The organism is Limoniibacter endophyticus (genome assembly GCF_014652835.1).
Lineage (GTDB): Bacteria > Pseudomonadota > Alphaproteobacteria > Rhizobiales > Rhizobiaceae > Limoniibacter > Limoniibacter endophyticus.
In genome coordinates this window covers 448,985-465,734 of record NZ_BMZO01000001.1, presented here as the reverse complement: position 1 = coordinate 465,734, position 16,750 = coordinate 448,985, and the positions used below count along the sequence as shown (strand labels likewise).

The 16,750-nt window shown below is 56.6% G+C and carries 16 protein-coding genes, 2 tRNA genes and 1 riboswitch; of the genes, 14 read left to right on the top strand and 4 right to left on the bottom strand.

Going from position 1 to position 16,750, the window contains the following annotated elements:
• Nucleotides 1–108 precede the first annotated feature (108 nt).
• Nucleotides 109–789: an ArsR/SmtB family transcription factor gene (locus tag IE151_RS02325; RefSeq protein ID WP_189487456.1), complete on the bottom strand. Its 681-nt coding sequence runs from the start codon at nt 787–789 to the stop codon at nt 109–111.
• Nucleotides 790–865: 76 nt separating this feature from the next.
• Between IE151_RS02325 and IE151_RS02320 the strand changes: the two genes are divergently transcribed.
• The 3 genes from IE151_RS02320 to IE151_RS02310 all read left to right on the top strand — a co-directional run bounded on the left by IE151_RS02320 (nt 866) and on the right by IE151_RS02310 (nt 3,521).
• On the top strand, nt 866–1,189 hold the full coding sequence (locus IE151_RS02320; RefSeq protein WP_189487454.1) for an NIPSNAP family protein: 324 nt from the start codon (nt 866–868) through the stop codon (nt 1,187–1,189).
• Nucleotides 1,186–1,539, top strand: a complete 354-nt coding sequence (locus tag IE151_RS02315) for an antibiotic biosynthesis monooxygenase family protein (protein WP_189487453.1) — start codon at nt 1,186–1,188, stop codon at nt 1,537–1,539. The genes IE151_RS02320 and IE151_RS02315 overlap by 4 nt, the downstream gene beginning before the upstream one ends.
• A gap of 443 nt (nt 1,540–1,982) precedes the next feature.
• Nucleotides 1,983–3,521 carry an SGNH/GDSL hydrolase family protein gene (locus tag IE151_RS02310; RefSeq protein ID WP_189487450.1) on the top strand — a complete coding sequence of 513 codons (1,539 nt, stop codon included), beginning with the start codon at nt 1,983–1,985 and terminating at the stop codon, nt 3,519–3,521.
• 129 nt (nt 3,522–3,650) lie between these two features.
• Here IE151_RS02310 and IE151_RS02305 read toward each other — a convergent pair whose 3' ends face one another.
• The gene (locus IE151_RS02305) at nt 3,651–3,992 is read right to left on the bottom strand and encodes a DUF883 family protein (protein ID WP_189487448.1); all 342 of its coding nucleotides are present in this window, start codon (nt 3,990–3,992) and stop codon (nt 3,651–3,653) included.
• Between the two features lie 164 nt (nt 3,993–4,156).
• A riboswitch (FMN riboswitch) is annotated at nt 4,157–4,296 on the top strand.
• 76 nt (nt 4,297–4,372) lie between these two features.
• Between IE151_RS02305 and IE151_RS02300 the strand changes: the two genes are divergently transcribed.
• On the top strand, nt 4,373–4,849 hold the full coding sequence (locus IE151_RS02300) for a 6,7-dimethyl-8-ribityllumazine synthase (protein ID WP_189487446.1): 477 nt from the start codon (nt 4,373–4,375) through the stop codon (nt 4,847–4,849).
• A gap of 93 nt (nt 4,850–4,942) precedes the next feature.
• On the opposite strand, the gene IE151_RS02295 is transcribed toward IE151_RS02300, so the two are convergent.
• Complete coding sequence (locus IE151_RS02295) at nt 4,943–5,335, bottom strand: diacylglycerol kinase (RefSeq protein ID WP_189487444.1); 393 nt, start codon at nt 5,333–5,335, stop codon at nt 4,943–4,945.
• Between the two features lie 197 nt (nt 5,336–5,532).
• Here IE151_RS02295 and IE151_RS02290 point away from each other — a divergent pair, with 197 nt between their 5' ends.
• Nucleotides 5,533–6,204 carry a class I SAM-dependent methyltransferase gene (locus tag IE151_RS02290; RefSeq protein WP_189487442.1) on the top strand — a complete coding sequence of 224 codons (672 nt, stop codon included), beginning with the start codon at nt 5,533–5,535 and terminating at the stop codon, nt 6,202–6,204.
• A 149-nt stretch (nt 6,205–6,353) separates the two neighbouring features.
• Complete coding sequence (locus IE151_RS02285; RefSeq protein ID WP_189487439.1) at nt 6,354–6,701, top strand: RcnB family protein; 348 nt, start codon at nt 6,354–6,356, stop codon at nt 6,699–6,701.
• Nucleotides 6,702–7,166: 465 nt separating this feature from the next.
• On the opposite strand, the gene IE151_RS02280 is transcribed toward IE151_RS02285, so the two are convergent.
• Nucleotides 7,167–7,241, bottom strand: a tRNA-Asn gene (locus tag IE151_RS02280).
• A 288-nt stretch (nt 7,242–7,529) separates the two neighbouring features.
• Here IE151_RS02280 and IE151_RS02275 point away from each other — a divergent pair.
• From IE151_RS02275 to IE151_RS02240, 8 genes are all read left to right on the top strand, one after another.
• On the top strand, nt 7,530–7,808 hold the full coding sequence (locus IE151_RS02275; protein WP_189487437.1) for a hypothetical protein: 279 nt from the start codon (nt 7,530–7,532) through the stop codon (nt 7,806–7,808).
• Nucleotides 7,809–7,981: 173 nt separating this feature from the next.
• A tRNA-Cys gene (locus IE151_RS02270) sits at nt 7,982–8,055 on the top strand.
• Nucleotides 8,056–8,188: 133 nt separating this feature from the next.
• Nucleotides 8,189–8,863: a protein-L-isoaspartate O-methyltransferase family protein gene (locus IE151_RS02265; protein ID WP_189487622.1), complete on the top strand. Its 675-nt coding sequence runs from the start codon at nt 8,189–8,191 to the stop codon at nt 8,861–8,863.
• A 129-nt stretch (nt 8,864–8,992) separates the two neighbouring features.
• Nucleotides 8,993–10,396, top strand: a complete 1,404-nt coding sequence (locus IE151_RS02260; RefSeq protein ID WP_189487435.1) for a TolC family outer membrane protein — start codon at nt 8,993–8,995, stop codon at nt 10,394–10,396.
• Nucleotides 10,397–10,733: 337 nt separating this feature from the next.
• Complete coding sequence (locus tag IE151_RS17810; protein WP_280517231.1) at nt 10,734–11,600, top strand: PopZ family protein; 867 nt, start codon at nt 10,734–10,736, stop codon at nt 11,598–11,600.
• Between the two features lie 307 nt (nt 11,601–11,907).
• The gene (locus tag IE151_RS02250; RefSeq protein WP_189487433.1) at nt 11,908–14,832 is read left to right on the top strand and encodes a valine--tRNA ligase; all 2,925 of its coding nucleotides are present in this window, start codon (nt 11,908–11,910) and stop codon (nt 14,830–14,832) included.
• 349 nt (nt 14,833–15,181) lie between these two features.
• Nucleotides 15,182–16,327: an outer membrane protein transport protein gene (locus IE151_RS02245; RefSeq protein ID WP_189487426.1), complete on the top strand. Its 1,146-nt coding sequence runs from the start codon at nt 15,182–15,184 to the stop codon at nt 16,325–16,327.
• Nucleotides 16,328–16,425: 98 nt separating this feature from the next.
• Nucleotides 16,426–16,734 (top strand): putative quinol monooxygenase, encoded by a 309-nt coding sequence (locus IE151_RS02240; RefSeq protein ID WP_189487424.1) that lies wholly within the window; start codon nt 16,426–16,428, stop codon nt 16,732–16,734.
• Nucleotides 16,735–16,750 lie beyond the last annotated feature (16 nt).

Here is a 16,750-nt window from a genome sequence, read left to right as displayed (position 1 = left end):
CCTTGGTGTTTTTGATCTGCCACCTTGCTGGCGGCCAAGCGCGCTTTAGCGTCTTTGAGCAAAGAAGTCACATAGGAATGTGCCGCGGGGTCGGTGTTCACTGGAAAATCAATCTTCCAGCAGCCGTTCGAAGGACGATCGTCCTTGGCGTGTGAAGGAAACGATCCGCGTTTTACGGTCGCGCTTCGCCCAGCCAAGCGTTTCGATACGCGTGAGAAAGGCCCGTCCCAGACTGCCGGCGAGGTGAGAGCGCCTTTCGCTCCAGTCGAGACATTCTTTGCAGAGAGGAGCCTTGTGATCCCGCAGGGAAACGAGATCGACGCCGAAATCTGTAACGAACCTTGTGCCAGATTGAGTGAGATGGAGATCGCTACCCTGCTGCGAGAGCAGCTTGCGCTCCAGCAGCGTATCGAAGAGCCGCGTGCCCATCTCCCCGGCAAGGTGGTTGTAACAGACGCGGGCTTCGCGCAGGGCTGCGTCTCGTGGACCCGTGCGCGTGCGCAGATGACCGGTGCGGGCAGCAAGACCCATCAAAGCTTCCAACACATGCGCAACATCGTCACTGGAAAGAGAAAAATATTTGTGTCGACCTTGCTTGCGTGGCGCAATCAGCCCGCCCACTTCGAGCTTGGAGAGATGCGAGCTTGCCGTCTGCAGCGAAATGCCAGCTTCCTGCGCCAGCTCGCTTGCCGTCAACGCCTTACCCGTCATCAATGCGGAAAGGATGTTGGCTCGCGCGGGTTCGCCGATCAGGTTCGCCACATGCGCAATGTCTGGTCCTTCTTTCATAGTTCGATCATAATCGAAGCATTCGCGTTCCGCAATCCGGTAGGGTTTACGTATCGAAATGACGAGGAACCGAAGAATGTTGACCTGCGTGATCCGCTACGAGATCGATCCCACCAAGAAAGAGCAGTTCGTTGCTTATGCACGCAACTGGGGACAGGCGATCCCGCGTTGTGGCGCCGAGCTGGTTGGCTATTTTGCGCCACACGAAGGATCGAGTACGCTTGCCTATGGCATCTACAATATAGAGAACCTCGCGGCCTACGAGACTTATCGCGAACGCTTGGCTGCCGATCCGCTGGGGCGGGAGAATTATGAATTTGCGCAGCGAGAGAAATTCCTGTTGCGTGAGGACAGAACGTTTCTCAAGCTCGCGTCCGTCCCGCATGGAGAGAGGAAATGATTGCCGTCATTTTCGAGGTTTTGCCCGCAGAGGGTAACCGCCAGGTTTATCTGTCGATTGCTGCGACCCTGCGCGAGGAACTGGAGACGATCGAGGGCTTCATTTCCGTCGAGCGCTTTCAAAGTCTGACTAACCCGGACAAAATGCTCTCGCTTTCCTTCTTCGAGACGGAGGAGGCGGTGCAACGCTGGCGTAGTACGCGATTGCATCGGACGGCTCAGGCGAAAGGGCGCGGTGGTGTCTTTCGCGATTACCGTTTGCGCGTCGCGCAGGTGATTCGCGACTACGGCATGGGTGAACGCGACGAGGCTCCAGCAGATTCCAAAGACGCCCATGACATGGGGGCCTGACGCAAGGAATGCGGGCTGAGGGATGCCATGGAACCAACGGCTGTCTTCCGCATTTCTTTAGCTCAGACAGGTCGTGTCAATCGGGCGCGACGGTATAGGGCACAGGCGCGGTTTTCCCGATTTCCCACCTGGCCTTGGGAATGGCACCCACCCTTGTCCCGTCCGGCCTGTCCGTTCCCCCTCCAGTTTCCCGCAGGCTTCCCTGCCTGCGGGATTTTTTTATCTCCAGGTTAAAGCTTCTTTAGAGAAACACTGCGGCTGCGTTGGAGGCGCCGGAAACTCCGAGTTGCTTTTCCACCCCGATAAAACGGAAATTTGTTTTCATCCAGCAGCGGTTTATTGAACTAAATCGTTATAAATTCAGGTTGCGCGTCGTAATATGCTGTGATCTTTTCTTGCTGCTTCCTCGATGTCGAATTCCTCCCATCTGGAGACGGGTCAACGTGAGTGCACAGCATGTTTCGACCGGGCGATCGGTCTTGTCGCGACGCCTGCTTCTTCAGGGCCTCGGACTTGGATTTACTACGCTTGCCGTCAATGGCATTACGTCGGGTGTAAATGCACAGACGATGCAGAGCGGGGCACCGCTGAAGGTGCCGCTTCCTGGAGAGGCGCCGTTGAAGGTCAGGACCGACAGGCAATTGGGCACCATCGTCATCTTTGGATCGTCGACGGCGGCGGGTTGCGGCACGAGTATGTGGAAGCATGATCCCACGGCTGAAAACGGCTGGGACAGTCCGCCTTCATCTTGGGCGGGACGGTTCAGAGCCGCGCTCGCCGGCCGCGCAACCGTTATCAATCGCTCTATCGGCGGCACGAATACGGCGGACAGCCTGAAGCGCTTCGACACGGATGTCGTGCCACATGCACCCAATTTCGTGATTCTTGCGACCGGCTGGGCCAATCAAGTCGGGAAGACGCCCAAGGAGAGGGCGCAAAGCTATATCAATGATGCCTTGACGTTGGTGCGCAAGGTGCGCGCGATCGGTGCCGTGCCTATAGTCATTTGCGACTCCCCGCTCTCTGTAGGCGATAATGCCGCGCGCGTGGCGCAGTTCGAGGTCGGGCGCGCCATGGATGCAAACGGTATATTGCGCTGGTCGTTCTGTGGCACAGCAGCAACGGATACGTTCGGCTTTATGCCTGGTTTGACGCCTGACAATTATCACGGCAACGACGTGGCGCACGAAGCCTATTTCGACGCCGTGGATATTGGTATGCTCGACATGGCGGTGCAGACCAGTTCGCGTCGTCCGGTAAGCGCGGACAAATGCGGAGCGTGGACAATCTCGGAAACGTCTCCCACCAGACCCGCAGTGCGCATCGCGCCATTTTATCGCCCACGATCCTTTACTGCTATCTTAACCTTCAAACCTGCCGTTCCCGCGGCCGATATGGTACATGAAGACAAGATCGTCACCGCGTTCAACTATGTTGAGGGTGGTGAGGAAAAGCCGCTGCGTCTTGTAGCAGGGGACCGCTATCGCGTTCTCGCCGAGGGCAGCGACCGCGTTCTGATGGAAAGCGATCTCCCCGCGACCGACGGGGTGCCTCACCAGCATGCGCTGGTCTATAATCATCTTCGTGATGAACTGCGCTGGTATATGGATGGCAAGATGATTGACGCGGTAAGCGGCTTGCGCGGCGGAGAGCGTCTCGTGGCCTTCACCGCAGGTGGGGCGGACGGAATTGGCCAGGCACCAGTTGGCAGCGTTATCTCCGGTCTGCTGTTCTACCGTACGGCGCATTTGTCCGCGGAAATTTCACGCATCTATTCCGGGGACGTGGGGCGCGGTTCGCTTTCAGCGGATGTTGTGGATGGGGCGCTTTCAGGAGGCGTTGCGATCAATACCGTGACGACGCGACTTGATCTTGCTGTTTCGGGCGTTGCGGCAGCCCAAAGCCCGAGCAAGAATTGCGCTCCGGCAGTGGCGCTCAACCCCGAGGCCGCAAAGATCACGACAATCCGTTCGGCGCGTTGAGGAAAACATATCTCGCGGGGGCGTGAGATATGGAAAGGGGATGGCAACGGGGGCGGTGCCATCCCCTTTTTGCGAAGCGGAGACCCTCAAGGTCTGCTACGACTTCGCGCTACTTTGCCACTTGGGAGATCAATACCAGCGGCGACGCTGTTCCTGTTGCTGACTCTGGCCGATCAGGATACCAGCTGCGAGGCCCACAACGCCTACGATAGTGAGGAGTGTCGCGGCGGTTCCCGGATTTTCGCGCACAGCTTCCGTTACAGTGTGAGCTTGATCGCGAACCTGCGCCGCGGTACGGCGGGCACGACGGGTGGCTTCGTGATAAGCATGATCGGCCTGATCCCGCAGGCTGTCATAGCCTTCCGAGCTGCGGTCCGACATAGACTTGCTGATGCGTGCAATCTCTCGCTTCAGTTCTGCAACCTGCTTTTCGAGTGCTGCCTGAATATCTTCGGAACGTGTTTCAGCCATCTGGGCCTCCTGTTTCGTGCTGCATCAGGAACGGCGCCGTCTCGCTTCCGTTCCTTGCTTGCTCAAGATTTTTGCGCATGATCAGAAAAGCGAACAGTGTGATCACAAGAACTGGCTTGTTTCGAGGGTGCTTGAGGCGTTAGGGAAGGGTGCCTGCATCTTGCAGGCGATCTCAGGGCGGGGCGAAATTCCCCACCGGCGGTAAGTGGTCCACCACAAGCCCGCGAGCGGCCTTCCAATAAAGGCGGCAGATCCGGTGTAACTCCGGAGCCGACGGTTAAAGTCCGGATGAAAGAGATCGGTATGGCATTGCCGGTAGTTTTCCGGCACGGCGTCCGTCGGCCCTGATTCATGTCACGGCATAAAGAGAGGACGCCATCATGAATCAACTAACTCCCGCCAAGACCTTCGAAGCCGCCAATGGGACGAAGCGTATCGCCTTCATCCAGGCTTCCTGGCATGAAGATATTCTCGATCCTTGCTGGCAGGCATTTTCCGCCGACATTACCGCGCAGGGCAAAATCGCCGTCGATTTCTACAAGGTGCCGGGTGCCTATGAAATTCCGCTCTTTGCCAAGCGCCTGGCTCTGACCGGAAACTACGAAGCCATCGCGGCATCGGCATTCGTCGTCGATGGTGGCATCTATCGTCATGACTTCGTTGCTACCGCCGTCATCGACGGCATGATGCGCGTGCAGCTAGAAACGGATGTGCCAGTGCTGTCGGCCGTTCTGACGCCTCATCATTTTCATGAGCATGAAACACACCGTACCTTCTTCACAGTCCATATGAAGGAAAAAGGTCACGAGCTCGCCAAGGCCGCCATCTGGGCCGTGTCGTCTGCGGTAAAGGCATGATTGCTCGCTCATTCGCTTGAGGCATGGACTCATAAAGTTCCGAAAGCGATTCCGCTTCTCGCGGCATCGCTTTCTTTTATGGTTTTTTTAGAGCTAGACCCAGATGCGTGAGACGATGACGCCTAGAATGTACAAGCCGTTTGCGAAGAGCATGCAGAAGACGGCGAGCGAGCCCAGATCCTTCGCATGCTTGGCCGGTTGAGCGGTTTCGAGCGATATATAGTCAACGGTTTCCTCAATCGCGGTGTTGAGCGCCTCGATAGCAAGAAGGACGAGAAAGAGAACGATCAGCCCAAGGAACTGGAAGAGAGAAGCGCGCACCAGCGCAAACAGGAGGAGTGCTGCCAGGAAGGCTATAATTTCGTGGCGGGAGGCGGTTTCCCTGATGAGGCGCTTCGCTCCGGCAAGCGAATAGCCGAGGGCGGCAAAGAGATGCGAAAGCCCTTCCTTTTTTGGGAAGGCCGAGTTTTTCGTCTTGTCGGTCATAATGCGCCCTATCCATGTCGCCCCACTATCCGGGCGCTTCCACAATAAGTTCTAGACGCGAAGAAGTTCCCGTAATGCGAACCGAACCGCACCTTTTAGAGGGATCGGCCAATCTGCGTTCGAAAATGCGTGGTAGACGAACATCGTCTGCTGATTCAGATCGTGACATCGCGCCTTAATGTAACTATTATAGTTGCATGACAGGAAATCCTTTCGATGAGAGATCGGCCGCCTCCTACGGTGAGCGTCCATTCCGCCAGGTGCCCGGATATGGCGATCTTCTTCGCATGACGACGATGCTGCTGGCGGAACGCGTCCCTGTGGCTGGACGTGTTCTCGTCGTGGGGGCGGGCGGCGGACTGGAACTGAGGGCAATGGCCGAGGCGCAGACGGGTTGGCATTTCATAGGCGTTGATCCCTCCGCTGCAATGCTGCGTGTTGCTGCGACGGCGACGCGGGCCCATTCCGATCGCATCGCGCTTATTGAAGGACGCATAGAGGATGTGCCGGGCCAAAAGTTCCACGGAGCGACCTGTCTTCTGACTTGTCATTTCATTAAACGCGAGAACCGGCTGGAGACCCTTGTTCAGATCAGGCAGCGGCTGAAACCTGGCGCACCTTTTGTTCTCGCCCATCTCAGCTTTCCGCAAGAAGATCCAGAGCGGTCATTATGGATTGCGAGGCATGTCGCTTATGCCGGTAGTTCACTTGAAGCTCGCGCCGTCGAGCGTGCGCGGGAGGTGATGGCAACTCAGCTGACGATCCTCTCGCCAGACGAGGATGAAGCGATGCTACGAGCAGCAGGGTTTTCCACACCGAGTCTGATCTATGCGGGATTGAGCTTCAGGGGCTGGATCGCCTACGCGTAGAGGGCCGCCCAGCTGGTCCTTCCGACATTCATTGACCAAGCGAGGACTTTCCTGAGGATCATTGAGTTACTAAATTGTAATTTCCCGGTTCATTTCCTGTTCAGGCTTGCGACCTTACCAAGGGGCATCAGTTCTAGAGAGGAAGTTCCATGAAAAATGCAATCCGAATCATCATCGCAGCTGTCGCTGCTTCGTTTCTTCTCGCCCCTGTCGCTCAAGCGCAATCCCGTCATGATCACCGCCCAGGGCAGCACCATGTACAGAAGAAGCACCATGTGCAGAAGAAACACGAGGTGCGGAAGAAGCAGGCGCAACGCCATCACTGGTCGAAAGGCCAGCGCTATTCGGACTGGAGACGCCATGCCACGGTACGCGATTATCATCGTCATGGCCTGAAGCGCCCGGATCGGGGGCAGCATTGGGTTAAGGTGGACAATCAGTATCTGCTCATCACCATTGCCACCGGCTTGATCGCGGGGGCTGTGGCAGCGCGCTAAAACTCCTGGCCCCGTCGGCTACGGCGGGGCCAGCTTCGTTTTGCCGGGTTAGGAGCGACGGATTCCTCATGCTGCGTTCGGCGCGGCAGTTCAAGTGCGGGAATAGGATCGGTTGTAAGCTGCTTTCCTGGATGGATAGCCAAGCCCCAGCTCTTGGCGCCTTCAAGCGGAGTTTATCCCGCAAGACTTGCCTGAGGGGAGGCCGTGCAGCGAGAGACCTTCAAACATCGGCTTGCTGCGCATCCGGGATTAAAGGCGGGCGACCCGCGACGGGCCGCCGAAAGACCGTCGTTTTACGTATTTCTCGAATGGTTTGTTCATCGTTGAACCACATTTTGTAGCACACAATGTACCACAGCGCGGGCGTCAATAAACCCGAGCCTGATGCGGCGACGCCATCAAGTCGTTGAACCTATTGATTTTTATCAAGGAAAATTTTGACGCACTTGTAGCGTCAAATATTTATGGCTCCCCGGGCCGGATTCGAACCAGCGACCAACCGGTTAACAGCCGGTTGCTCTACCGCTGAGCTACCGGGGAACTCATGCGCCAGAAGGCGAGGCTGCCTATAGCACTCGGTTTTCCGTTTTGAAAAGGGGGAATTTTGATTTTTTTCAAAAAACGGCAAATCGGCTGTGAATTTATCCGGCGAAACTCTTTGGCGCTCCGGCGAAGCCTTGTCGGCCATCCGACGGAATAATCTTCTCGCGGTGGCGTATAAGGAATATCCGAAAAGTTTATGATTGGCATGGCAATTGCTGACCGTTGAGAATCGCTGGCTGTTGATACAGAAATGCCGTCGATGAAGAGGAAGTGGACGTATAGAACGTGCAGACATTCGAAAACAGAACGGTAAAAGTCTCGATCTTCGGTCGCAAGATCACACTGCCGCGCTCACGTCTGCTGCGAATCTCGCTGGGCATAGCCTTTGTCATAGGCGGTCTATTGGGATTTCTGCCGATTCTCGGCTTCTGGATGATACCCGTCGGCCTTCTTATCCTTTCCTATGACTTTGCCTCGATTCGCCGTCGCAGGCGGCGCAGCACACTTTGGTGGCATCGAAAGATCCGGCGTGAGCGCGCGGCAAAGCGAGGCAGGACGCCGTAGCGGCGCGGAAACGAGATGCGCAACCCGTTGCGCTTCCGCGACAGTGCGATCAAATCATTATCATAGCCTGGAAAAACAAAGGATAAGCGCATGGAGGTCGCTTGACGGAGCAGGTCCGACACCATATTGAAGCGCTCGCAGACGTGTTCTGCCGGCAAATTCCCTTTGCTTGAGGCCTCGTGGCGGAATGGTTACGCAGAGGACTGCAAATCCTTGTATCCCGGTTCGATTCCGGGCGAGGCCTCCAGCAAAGGGAACACGATGCATGGCAATGCGTCGCTCGATTGCGCGGCGGACTGAGCTGTCCGCCCAACCAATCGAAGCATTAATCTGTAATGTATCTTCTCAGGTGCATGCAGCGGGAAGGGCAGATGGCGGTCATGACGACGGAATTCGCTTTGCAGCGTAACAATATGGTCGAAGGCCAGATTCGGACCATCGACGTGACGAATCGATCACTGCTGGATGCATTGTTCGACGTTCCGCGCGAAGAGTTCGTTCCTGCTGCTAAACGCGCCATCGCTTATTCTGACCAAGATATCCTGATTCAGGCCGCGGGCGAAGGCCAGCCTGCGCGTTATCTCATGGAAGCTGCCTGTTTTGCCAAACTGGTACAGTTGGCCGATGTGAAGCCCGGCGACGTTGTTCTCGACCTCGGTTGTGGCCTCGGCTATTCGGCGGCTGTCCTTTCGCGTCTCGCGGGATCGGTTATTGCCGTCGAGGACGATGCGGACCTTGCCGCGGCAGCTTCCGAAACATTGTCCCGTCTCGGCTTCGATAATGTCGCGGTGGTAAACGCTCCGGCGGTCCAGGGATGTGCGAAGGAAGGCCCGTACGACGTGATCCTGATTGAGGGATCGGTCGAGGAAGTCCCCTCCGACCTATTCAAGCAGTTACGCGAAGGTGGTCGTCTCGTTGCCGTGGAGGGGCACGGGAATGCGGCCAACGCGCTCGTCTATGTACGAGACGGCGAAAATGTTACAAGCCGCAAGGCGTTCAATCTATCGATTCGGTCGATTGCGGGTTTTGAGAAAAAGCCGACCTTCAAATTTTAACCATTGCCATTGAGTGGCGGTGAGACCATTTTGCCGTAAGTGACGGGTAGTATGCTCGGGCTTACTTATCCTTGCGAAGGATTTCCGCTTTGCGTAAGCAATGGGAGGAGCGGGAAACCGAAGGTATTAATGTTGAGAGGGCTTAACGTGACAGGCATTCGTACCCGTGTCCTGGGCGCACTTTTGATTACGACTACGTTCCTCGGCTCGTCTCCGGTTTTTGCAGATAGCCTGAACCAAGCGTTGGCGAAGGCGTATCAGAACAATTCCACCTTGAATTACGATCGGGCCGGTGTTCGGGTCACCGACGAAGGCGTCGCGATTGCCAAGTCTGGTTACCGCCCGACGGTTAACCTGAACGGCACCGTGCAGCATAGCAATACGGACCGTGCACGCACGAACTCAGCAAATGGCGGCCTGCAGGTGCAGCAGAAGCTGTTCGACGGTTTTCAGACCCGCAACCAGGTGCGTGCTGCGGAAGCCGCAGTCCGCGCTGCCAATGCCAATCTGGGAAACAGTGAGCAGGAAGTTCTGCTGAATGGCGTTGCTGCTTATCTCGATGTCATTCGCGACCGACAAATCGCCGTGTTGCGTGAACGCAATCTTTCCTTTCTGAACGAGCAGTTGCGCGCGGCCCAATCGCGGTTTGACGTGGGTGAGGGTACCCGTACCGATATTGCGCAGGCGCAGGCGCAGCGCCAGCTGGCGATCTCGCAACTGGCCGCAGCGCGCGCCAGTGTGGGAGCAAGCGAGGCCATCTATTACCAGATCGTCGGTGCGCAGCCGACCAATCTGACGGCGCCTGGCCCAATTTCGAAGCTGTTGCCGAAGGGCATCGATCAGGCAGTGACGCTCGCTCTCACGACCCATCCGGCCGTCAAGGCGCTTGAGCACTCGGTCGATGTTGCGGGTTATAATGTAAAGGCGGCCGAAGGGGCGCTTCTTCCGCAGGTGAGCGCCTCGGCGACAGCGCAGCGCAGCTGGCAAGAGAGCGATTATGCGCCGGGTCTTCCTGGCGTGAGCAGCAACCAGGACGGTACCAATGATTCCGCGACAATCGGAGCGACGGTGACGATTCCGCTTTATTCGGGCGGTCGACTGGACGCGACGGTTCGCCAGACGAAGGAAAGCCTGAATCAGGCTCGCATCAATGTAGATGTGACGCGCGACGAGGTTCGCCGCGCCGTGACGGCTGCCTGGGTCGCGTACAATGCCAATAATCAGGCGGTTGCGGCTAGCCGCGAGGGCGTGCGTGCTGCGCGTCTCGCTCTGGAAGGCGTGGTCGAGGAACGCAATGTCGGCCAGCGCACGACGCTGGATGTCTTGCAGAGCCAGGCCGACGTGATCGACGCTGAAATCGCAGTCGTGCAGACGCAGCGCGATCTCGTCTATTCGAGCTATCAGATCGTTGCGGCAATTGGCGCTCTGAACGTCCGCAGTCTTGGCTTGCAGGTCGCCGAATACAAGCCGGAAGAGCATTATAACGCGGTCAAGGACAAGTGGCGTGGACTACGTACCCCGGACGGGCGTTAAGCTTTTTTAGCCCTTATGAAAAAGCGGTCGCAGGTCGGCCGCTTTTTTGATTCCAGAGCCGGTGCCTATATCCGGGTCGCAACGACTGGTTTGCCGGACCGTGCAAATCTGCACGGTTTCGTAGTTTTAGTGTCAAATATATAATGGTTTCCGAGATATTGCAGTGCAAGAGCAGCGCGATGACAGCAAGTTGTGCGTAGTTTGCGCGACACGGTGGCAGCGGATTCAAAGCCAGATTGTTTTGTGTTAACAAGTCGTAAATCATGGTGGCGACTCAGGTGGACAAGTTCCGTTTGAAAAGCCGCTTCGTGAACACAAATTCTGGCGGTGGATGATCATGGCACAGGCAAATAGCGCTCAGCGTGAGCCGACGATGGAAGAGATTCTGGCTTCCATTCGACGTATCATCGAGGACAGCGACGCAGGTGCCAAGCAGGCGAATGACAGCGTTCCACCAGTTAAGGAAGTAGCTGGGGCCGTCCGCCAGGAGCCAAAGTTCGAGGTTGTGAACAATCCAGCCCTGACTGAGCGAGTCGAGGTTTCGCGAGAAACCCAGATTGCCGAGGATAGGCGGAATGATGATTTCGATCTGGCTGCCGTCCGTGCCGTTTCCGATGTGCTCGAGCGTGAAATGCCTGCGCATGATGCCAATGCGCATGCGCCCCGACGGCAAGCAGAGGAGAGCAGCATGAACAATCAGGGCCGATTCGGTCAGGCGCCAAAGAGTGAGCAACCCGCATGGGACAGTCAGTCTCAGGTGGCTCCGACGCGTGAGCGGATCGAGCCAGCGATGCAAGCTGCGAAGCCGAGCTTTGCACCGACAGCCCCCCGCTCCCTGGAGGGCGAGGGGCAAGGTGTTTATCGCCAGACTGCTCCGAGTGTGTCCGCTCGCGCAGAAGAAAACGTGTCGATTCAGTCGGCCATTGTGAATGTGCAGCCAGAATTGCAAGCGCCGGCTCCGCGTCAGGACGTTGCACGGCCGGACACGGAAAAGATGCTCTCCGAACAGGCGGGCCAGCAGATCGCGGCAGCATTTGGCGAGTTGAACGTTGCGCTTGAGGCTAATCGCCGCCGTGAACTTGACGAAATGGCGAAGACGATGCTGCGTCCGATGTTGCAAGATTGGCTGGATAACAACCTGCCAAGCCTGGTGGAAAAGCTGGTTCGCGAAGAGATTGAACGCATTGCGCGCGGCGGTCGATAAGCTGATTTTGATATCCGGACAGAAGGCCCGTTGCAGCTAGCTGCGGCGGGCTTTTTGAATGCCTGAATATCAGGCCGTGGGTGGACGCAGCGCTTGAGATGGTATCCGGCGGAAATGCCGCAGCGTGATGCGACGCGACCGAACATCTTCCGGTGGAAAATGCTCTCCATGTCTCCACACACTCATACTGCCGCATGGATATGAAACCGGCGTCGCGGTCCCACGGCGTCTGAACGTGCGTTGACTCAGGCGGCCCGTTCCGATTTACACGCATTAAACATTTGTCAGAAAAGTCCATAGGCGCGTGATGCTTGAAAAGACCTATGACGCAAAGAGCGTCGAGCCGAAGATCTCCCGGGAATGGCAGGACAAGGACGCGTTTCGTGCCGGTGCAGGCTCAAAGCCTGGTGCCGAGACGTTCACCATCGTGATCCCGCCACCGAATGTGACTGGCTCGCTGCACATGGGCCATGCTCTGAACAATACGATTCAGGATATTCTCGTGCGCTTCGAGCGCATGCGTGGCAAGGACGTTCTGTGGCAGCCGGGCATGGACCATGCTGGTATTGCGACGCAGATGGTGGTCGAGCGCAAACTGGCGGCCGAGAAACAACCGACGCGCCGCGAATTGGGCCGCGAGGCTTTCGTAGACAAGATCTGGGAATGGAAGGAAGAATCCGGCGGGTTGATTTTCAACCAGCTCAAGCGCCTCGGCGCATCATGCGACTGGTCGCGCGAGCGCTTCACCATGGACGAGGGGCTGTCTCAGGCAGTCCTGGAAGTCTTCGTATCCCTTTATCGCGACGGGCTGATCTACCGCGGCAAGCGGCTGGTAAACTGGGATCCAAAATTCGAGACTGCCATTTCCGACATGGAAGTCGAGAACAAGGAAGTCGACGGCCATATGTGGCATTTCAAGTACCCGCTAGCTGGCGGCGAAACCTACACCTATGTTGAAAAGGACGCAGGCGGCAATGTCACGTTCTCCGAGGAGCGCGACTATATCTCGATCGCTACGACACGTCCTGAAACCATGCTGGGCGACGGTGCCGTTGCCGTTCATCCTGATGACGAGCGTTATGCGCCGATCGTCGGCAAGCTGTGCGAAATTCCCGTCGGGCCGAAAGAGCATCGCCGCCTGATTCCGATCATCACCGACGAATATCCGGAGATGGATTTTGGCTCAGGTGCGGTGAAGATAACCGGGGCGCATGATTTCAATGATTATCAGGTCGCCAAGCGCAACCATATTCCGCTCTACCGCCTGATGGACAACCAGGCGCGGATGCGCGCCGACGGCGAGCCATATGCCTATTACGCCGAACAGGCGCAGAAGATCGCCAGGACGGGTGAGCTGCCAAGCGAGAACGAGGTCGATGAGATCAATCTCGTGCCTGAAGAATATCGAGGTCTTGACCGCTACGACGCGCGTAAGCGCATCGTAGATGCAATAAACGCCGAAGGGCTGGCCGTCACGACGCTGGACGAGGAAGGCAATGCTATTCCGTACGTCGAAAACAAGAAAATCATGCAGCCGTTCGGCGATCGCTCCGGCGTCGTCATCGAGCCAATGCTGACCGACCAGTGGTTTGTCGACAATAAGGCGCTTGCAGGTCCAGCGCTTGATGCCGTGCGGAACGGACGCACCAACTTTGTGCCCAAAAATTGGGAAAAGACTTATAATAACTGGTTGGAAAATATCGAGCCGTGGTGCATTTCGCGGCAGCTCTGGTGGGGTCACCAGATCCCCGCGTGGTACGGGCCGGATGGCAAGGTTTTTGTGGCCAAGAGCGAAAAAGAGGCGCTCGATCAGGCGGTTGAATTCTATCTAGCGGTGGATGGGCCGTGGAAGGCATTCGTGGAAGACAAGCTTGAGAACTTCAAGCCGGAAGAAATCCTGACCCGCGACGAAGATGTACTCGACACATGGTTCTCCTCAGCATTATGGCCTTTTTCGACGTTGGGATGGCCTGAAAAGACTCCCGAACTCGCACGTTATTATCCCACCAGCGTGCTTGTGACCGGCTTCGACATCATTCCATTCTGGGTCGTGCGCATGATGCAGATGGGTCTGCATTTCATGAAGGATGAAAGCGGCCAGGCGGTCGCGCCGTTCCACACCGTGTATATTCATGCGCTGGTTCGCGACAAGAACGGCAACAAGATGTCGAAGTCGAAAGGCAACGTCATCGACCCGCTGGAACTGATCGAAGAATATGGCGCGGACGCGCTACGCTTCACGCTGGCTATCATGGCAGCCCAGGGACGTGACGTGAAGCTCGATCCCGCGCGCATCGCCGGCTACCGGAATTTCGGCACCAAGCTTTGGAATGCGACACGCTTTGCACAGATGAATGGCGTTTCGGGCGCTGGTGATTTCACGCCGGGCGATGCAACGCAAACCGTTAACCGCTGGATACTGACGGAACTGTCACGCACTGTGGCGGAAGTGACGCAAGGTATTGAGCGCTATCGTTTCAACGAAGCAGCGGACGCAGCCTACAAATTCGTGTGGAATCAGTTCTGCGACTGGTATCTGGAGCTGTTGAAGCCCGTATTCATGGGGGAGGACGAGGCGGCAAAGCACGAAGCACAGCGTTGCGTGGCTTATGTGCTGGACGAGGCGTACAAGCTTTTGCATCCGTTCATGCCGTTCATGACGGAAGAGCTCTGGGGACTGACGGCGAGCGAAGGAGTGCGTGAGGGGCTTCTTTGTCATGCGGAATGGCCCGTTGCCGAGTTCGCCGACGAGGCGGCCGCAGGCGAGATCAATTGGCTGGTTGACCTGATCTCGGGAATTCGCTCGGTCCGCGCCGACAGCAATGTTCCAGCCGGCGCAATGGCGCCGCTGGTCATGGTCGCACCTGATCCACTGACGCAGGAGCGCGTCGCGCGCCACGAGGCCGTCATCAAGCGGCTGGCGCGCGTCGAGCATCTATCGAGTGCGACCGACGCCCCCAAGGGCGCTGCGCAACTCGTTGTCGGCGAAACCGTCTATTGTCTGCCCCTTGGCGCGCTGATCGATGTATCAGCTGAAAAAGCGCGTTTGCAGAAGGATATTACCAAGACGCGCAGCGAGATCGAGCGCATCGAGAAAAAGCTTTCGAACGAAAAGTTCGTCGCGAATGCGCCGGAAGAAATTGTTCTGGCCGAGCGAGAAAAGCAATCGGAGCTGGCTACGCTCCTTGCCAAGCTGGAAACCGCCTTATCGCGAGTGATTGAAGCAGAGTAGTTCCATTCGAATCAAAAGGATGGGAATGGAAGCCGGCACAAAAGCGCCGGCTTCTTGTTTTCCATCCGGGTGTTTTGGTTCTCTCCCTTGCGATCTAGTTCGAAGTAATGGGCGTGTGGCTTTTTCGCAACGGCGATCAAGTCCGTAGCGATTTCAGAGGCTTAATAAAATTCTCCATATATTTCCGTGGCTTGGATTTCTTTGACGTAAACGTAAACTGAAATTCACTATTTTTCGAAACATTTGAGTTTTCCGGCCGCCGAATGTTCTCGTTGCCAAGCCCTCTTTCAGTGCCGATAAAAATATCAAGGCCGCAAAAACGGTCTAAGGGGACATTCGGAGGACAGTAATGAAGAAGATGGTCACCATCGCGCTCGCAGCCGGCGCATCTGCCATGGCTGCTGGTAGCGCGACCGCAGGCGGTTTCTCTCGTGGTACGGCAGACACCGACATTCTTTACGAACAAGGCGACGTCAATGCCCGCGCTGGCGTGACCTGGGTCAATCCTAACCGAAAATTCCGTACCAATTCCAATCCGGCACTCGTGGGAACGACGTATTCAAAAGCATATGTCATCCCAAGCTTTGCTGCGAAATTCGGCAATGACAGGATCGCCTGCGCGGCGACCTATACCGAAGTCTATGGGGCTGCATCGGATTATGATTATGCGACATCTCCGGCCCTGGTTTCTCCGATCCGGAAAAACAGTGAAACGATCGGCATCGACGAATATGGTGCGACCTGCGCCGTCTTCGTCCCCATGGAGCGAGGCCGACTGGCCTTTCTGGGCGGTGTGTTTGTCGAAAAACTCGATTATCGACTGGATGGTCTCCTGCCAACGCCGTTGGGCAGCTTTCCGGTAAAGGTCAGCCTCTCAGGATCTGACGTGGGTTGGCGCGCTGGCGTGGGCTATGAAATCCCCGAGATCGCCTTGCGAGCGGAGCTTATGTATCGCTCTGCAACCGAACACAATCCCGACGGCACCATTACTGGTGCCGGGATTCTGGTTGGACAACCGCCAGCCGCTGTTCTGCCTGCATTCGGCGTGGGCGACTTGCCGCAAAGCGTTGAGCTGAAGCTCCAGAGCGGTATTGCGCCTGGTTGGCTGGCATTTGGTTCTATCAAGTGGACCGATTGGTCGGTCAATGAAACGCTCGACCTCGGTTTCAGTGGTCGCACTGCAAACAATCAGTATTATTGGAAGGACGGCTGGACCGTTACAGCAGGCGTCGGACATGCCTTCAACGAGCAGGTGGCCGGTTCGGTTGCCCTTCGCTGGGACCGTGGCGTCAGTACTGGTTACGACCTTTACGGAGACACCTACACCTTGGCACTGGGTACGTCTGTGAAGGACAGTGTTGGCGGTGAATTGCGTGCGGGCGTTGGTATTAGCTACCAGGAGGGGCCAGTCGCGCATTTGCATCCGGCAGGTTCGGAAAGCATGGAAGATGGCTGGGCCTATTCCGGTCAGCTTGGATACAAATTCCGCTGGTAATAGTAACTATTTAAAAGCCCTCGCAAACCGCTATTCGGGGGCTTTTATCACGATGGCATTATGGCCCGCCGATAACCGGGTTGGCAGGATGGGGGCGAATGAGCGTTACGTACGAAATCGTTTTCCACGTCAAGCCAGAGAAGCGTGCATTGTTTTTGTCGCTGCTTTCCGGTGTGCTTGATGCAATGCGGCACGAAGACACGTTTATTAGCGCCACGTTGCATGAGGATCCGTCAGATCCGCTGCGCTTCATGTTGATTGAGACGTGGCAGGATCATCAGGATGTGCTGGATGTGCAACTTGCGCGACCGTACCGCACTGAGTGGCATGCCAGTTTGCCAGCGCTTCTTAAGGAGGACAGGCTATTCAGCCTTTGGCGGGAGCTTCGAAACGATTCCCGTCGATAATGCACTCAACGTAATG

Coding starts and splice junctions, on each gene's coding strand:
- IE151_RS02260 (WP_189487435.1), top strand. CDS start 8,993: ATGTTGAGAGGGCTTAACGTGACAGGCATTCGTACCCGTGTCCTGGGC.
- IE151_RS02325 (WP_189487456.1), bottom strand. CDS start 789: ATGAAAGAAGGACCAGACATTGCGCATGTGGCGAACCTGATCGGCGAA.
- IE151_RS02240 (WP_189487424.1), top strand. CDS start 16,426: ATGAGCGTTACGTACGAAATCGTTTTCCACGTCAAGCCAGAGAAGCGT.
- IE151_RS02245 (WP_189487426.1), top strand. CDS start 15,182: ATGAAGAAGATGGTCACCATCGCGCTCGCAGCCGGCGCATCTGCCATG.
- IE151_RS17810 (WP_280517231.1), top strand. CDS start 10,734: ATGGCACAGGCAAATAGCGCTCAGCGTGAGCCGACGATGGAAGAGATT.
- IE151_RS02265 (WP_189487622.1), top strand. CDS start 8,189: ATGACGACGGAATTCGCTTTGCAGCGTAACAATATGGTCGAAGGCCAG.
- IE151_RS02315 (WP_189487453.1), top strand. CDS start 1,186: ATGATTGCCGTCATTTTCGAGGTTTTGCCCGCAGAGGGTAACCGCCAG.
- IE151_RS02290 (WP_189487442.1), top strand. CDS start 5,533: ATGACAGGAAATCCTTTCGATGAGAGATCGGCCGCCTCCTACGGTGAG.
- IE151_RS02305 (WP_189487448.1), bottom strand. CDS start 3,992: ATGGCTGAAACACGTTCCGAAGATATTCAGGCAGCACTCGAAAAGCAG.
- IE151_RS02295 (WP_189487444.1), bottom strand. CDS start 5,335: ATGACCGACAAGACGAAAAACTCGGCCTTCCCAAAAAAGGAAGGGCTT.
- IE151_RS02320 (WP_189487454.1), top strand. CDS start 866: ATGTTGACCTGCGTGATCCGCTACGAGATCGATCCCACCAAGAAAGAG.
- IE151_RS02250 (WP_189487433.1), top strand. CDS start 11,908: ATGCTTGAAAAGACCTATGACGCAAAGAGCGTCGAGCCGAAGATCTCC.
- IE151_RS02300 (WP_189487446.1), top strand. CDS start 4,373: ATGAATCAACTAACTCCCGCCAAGACCTTCGAAGCCGCCAATGGGACG.
- IE151_RS02285 (WP_189487439.1), top strand. CDS start 6,354: ATGAAAAATGCAATCCGAATCATCATCGCAGCTGTCGCTGCTTCGTTT.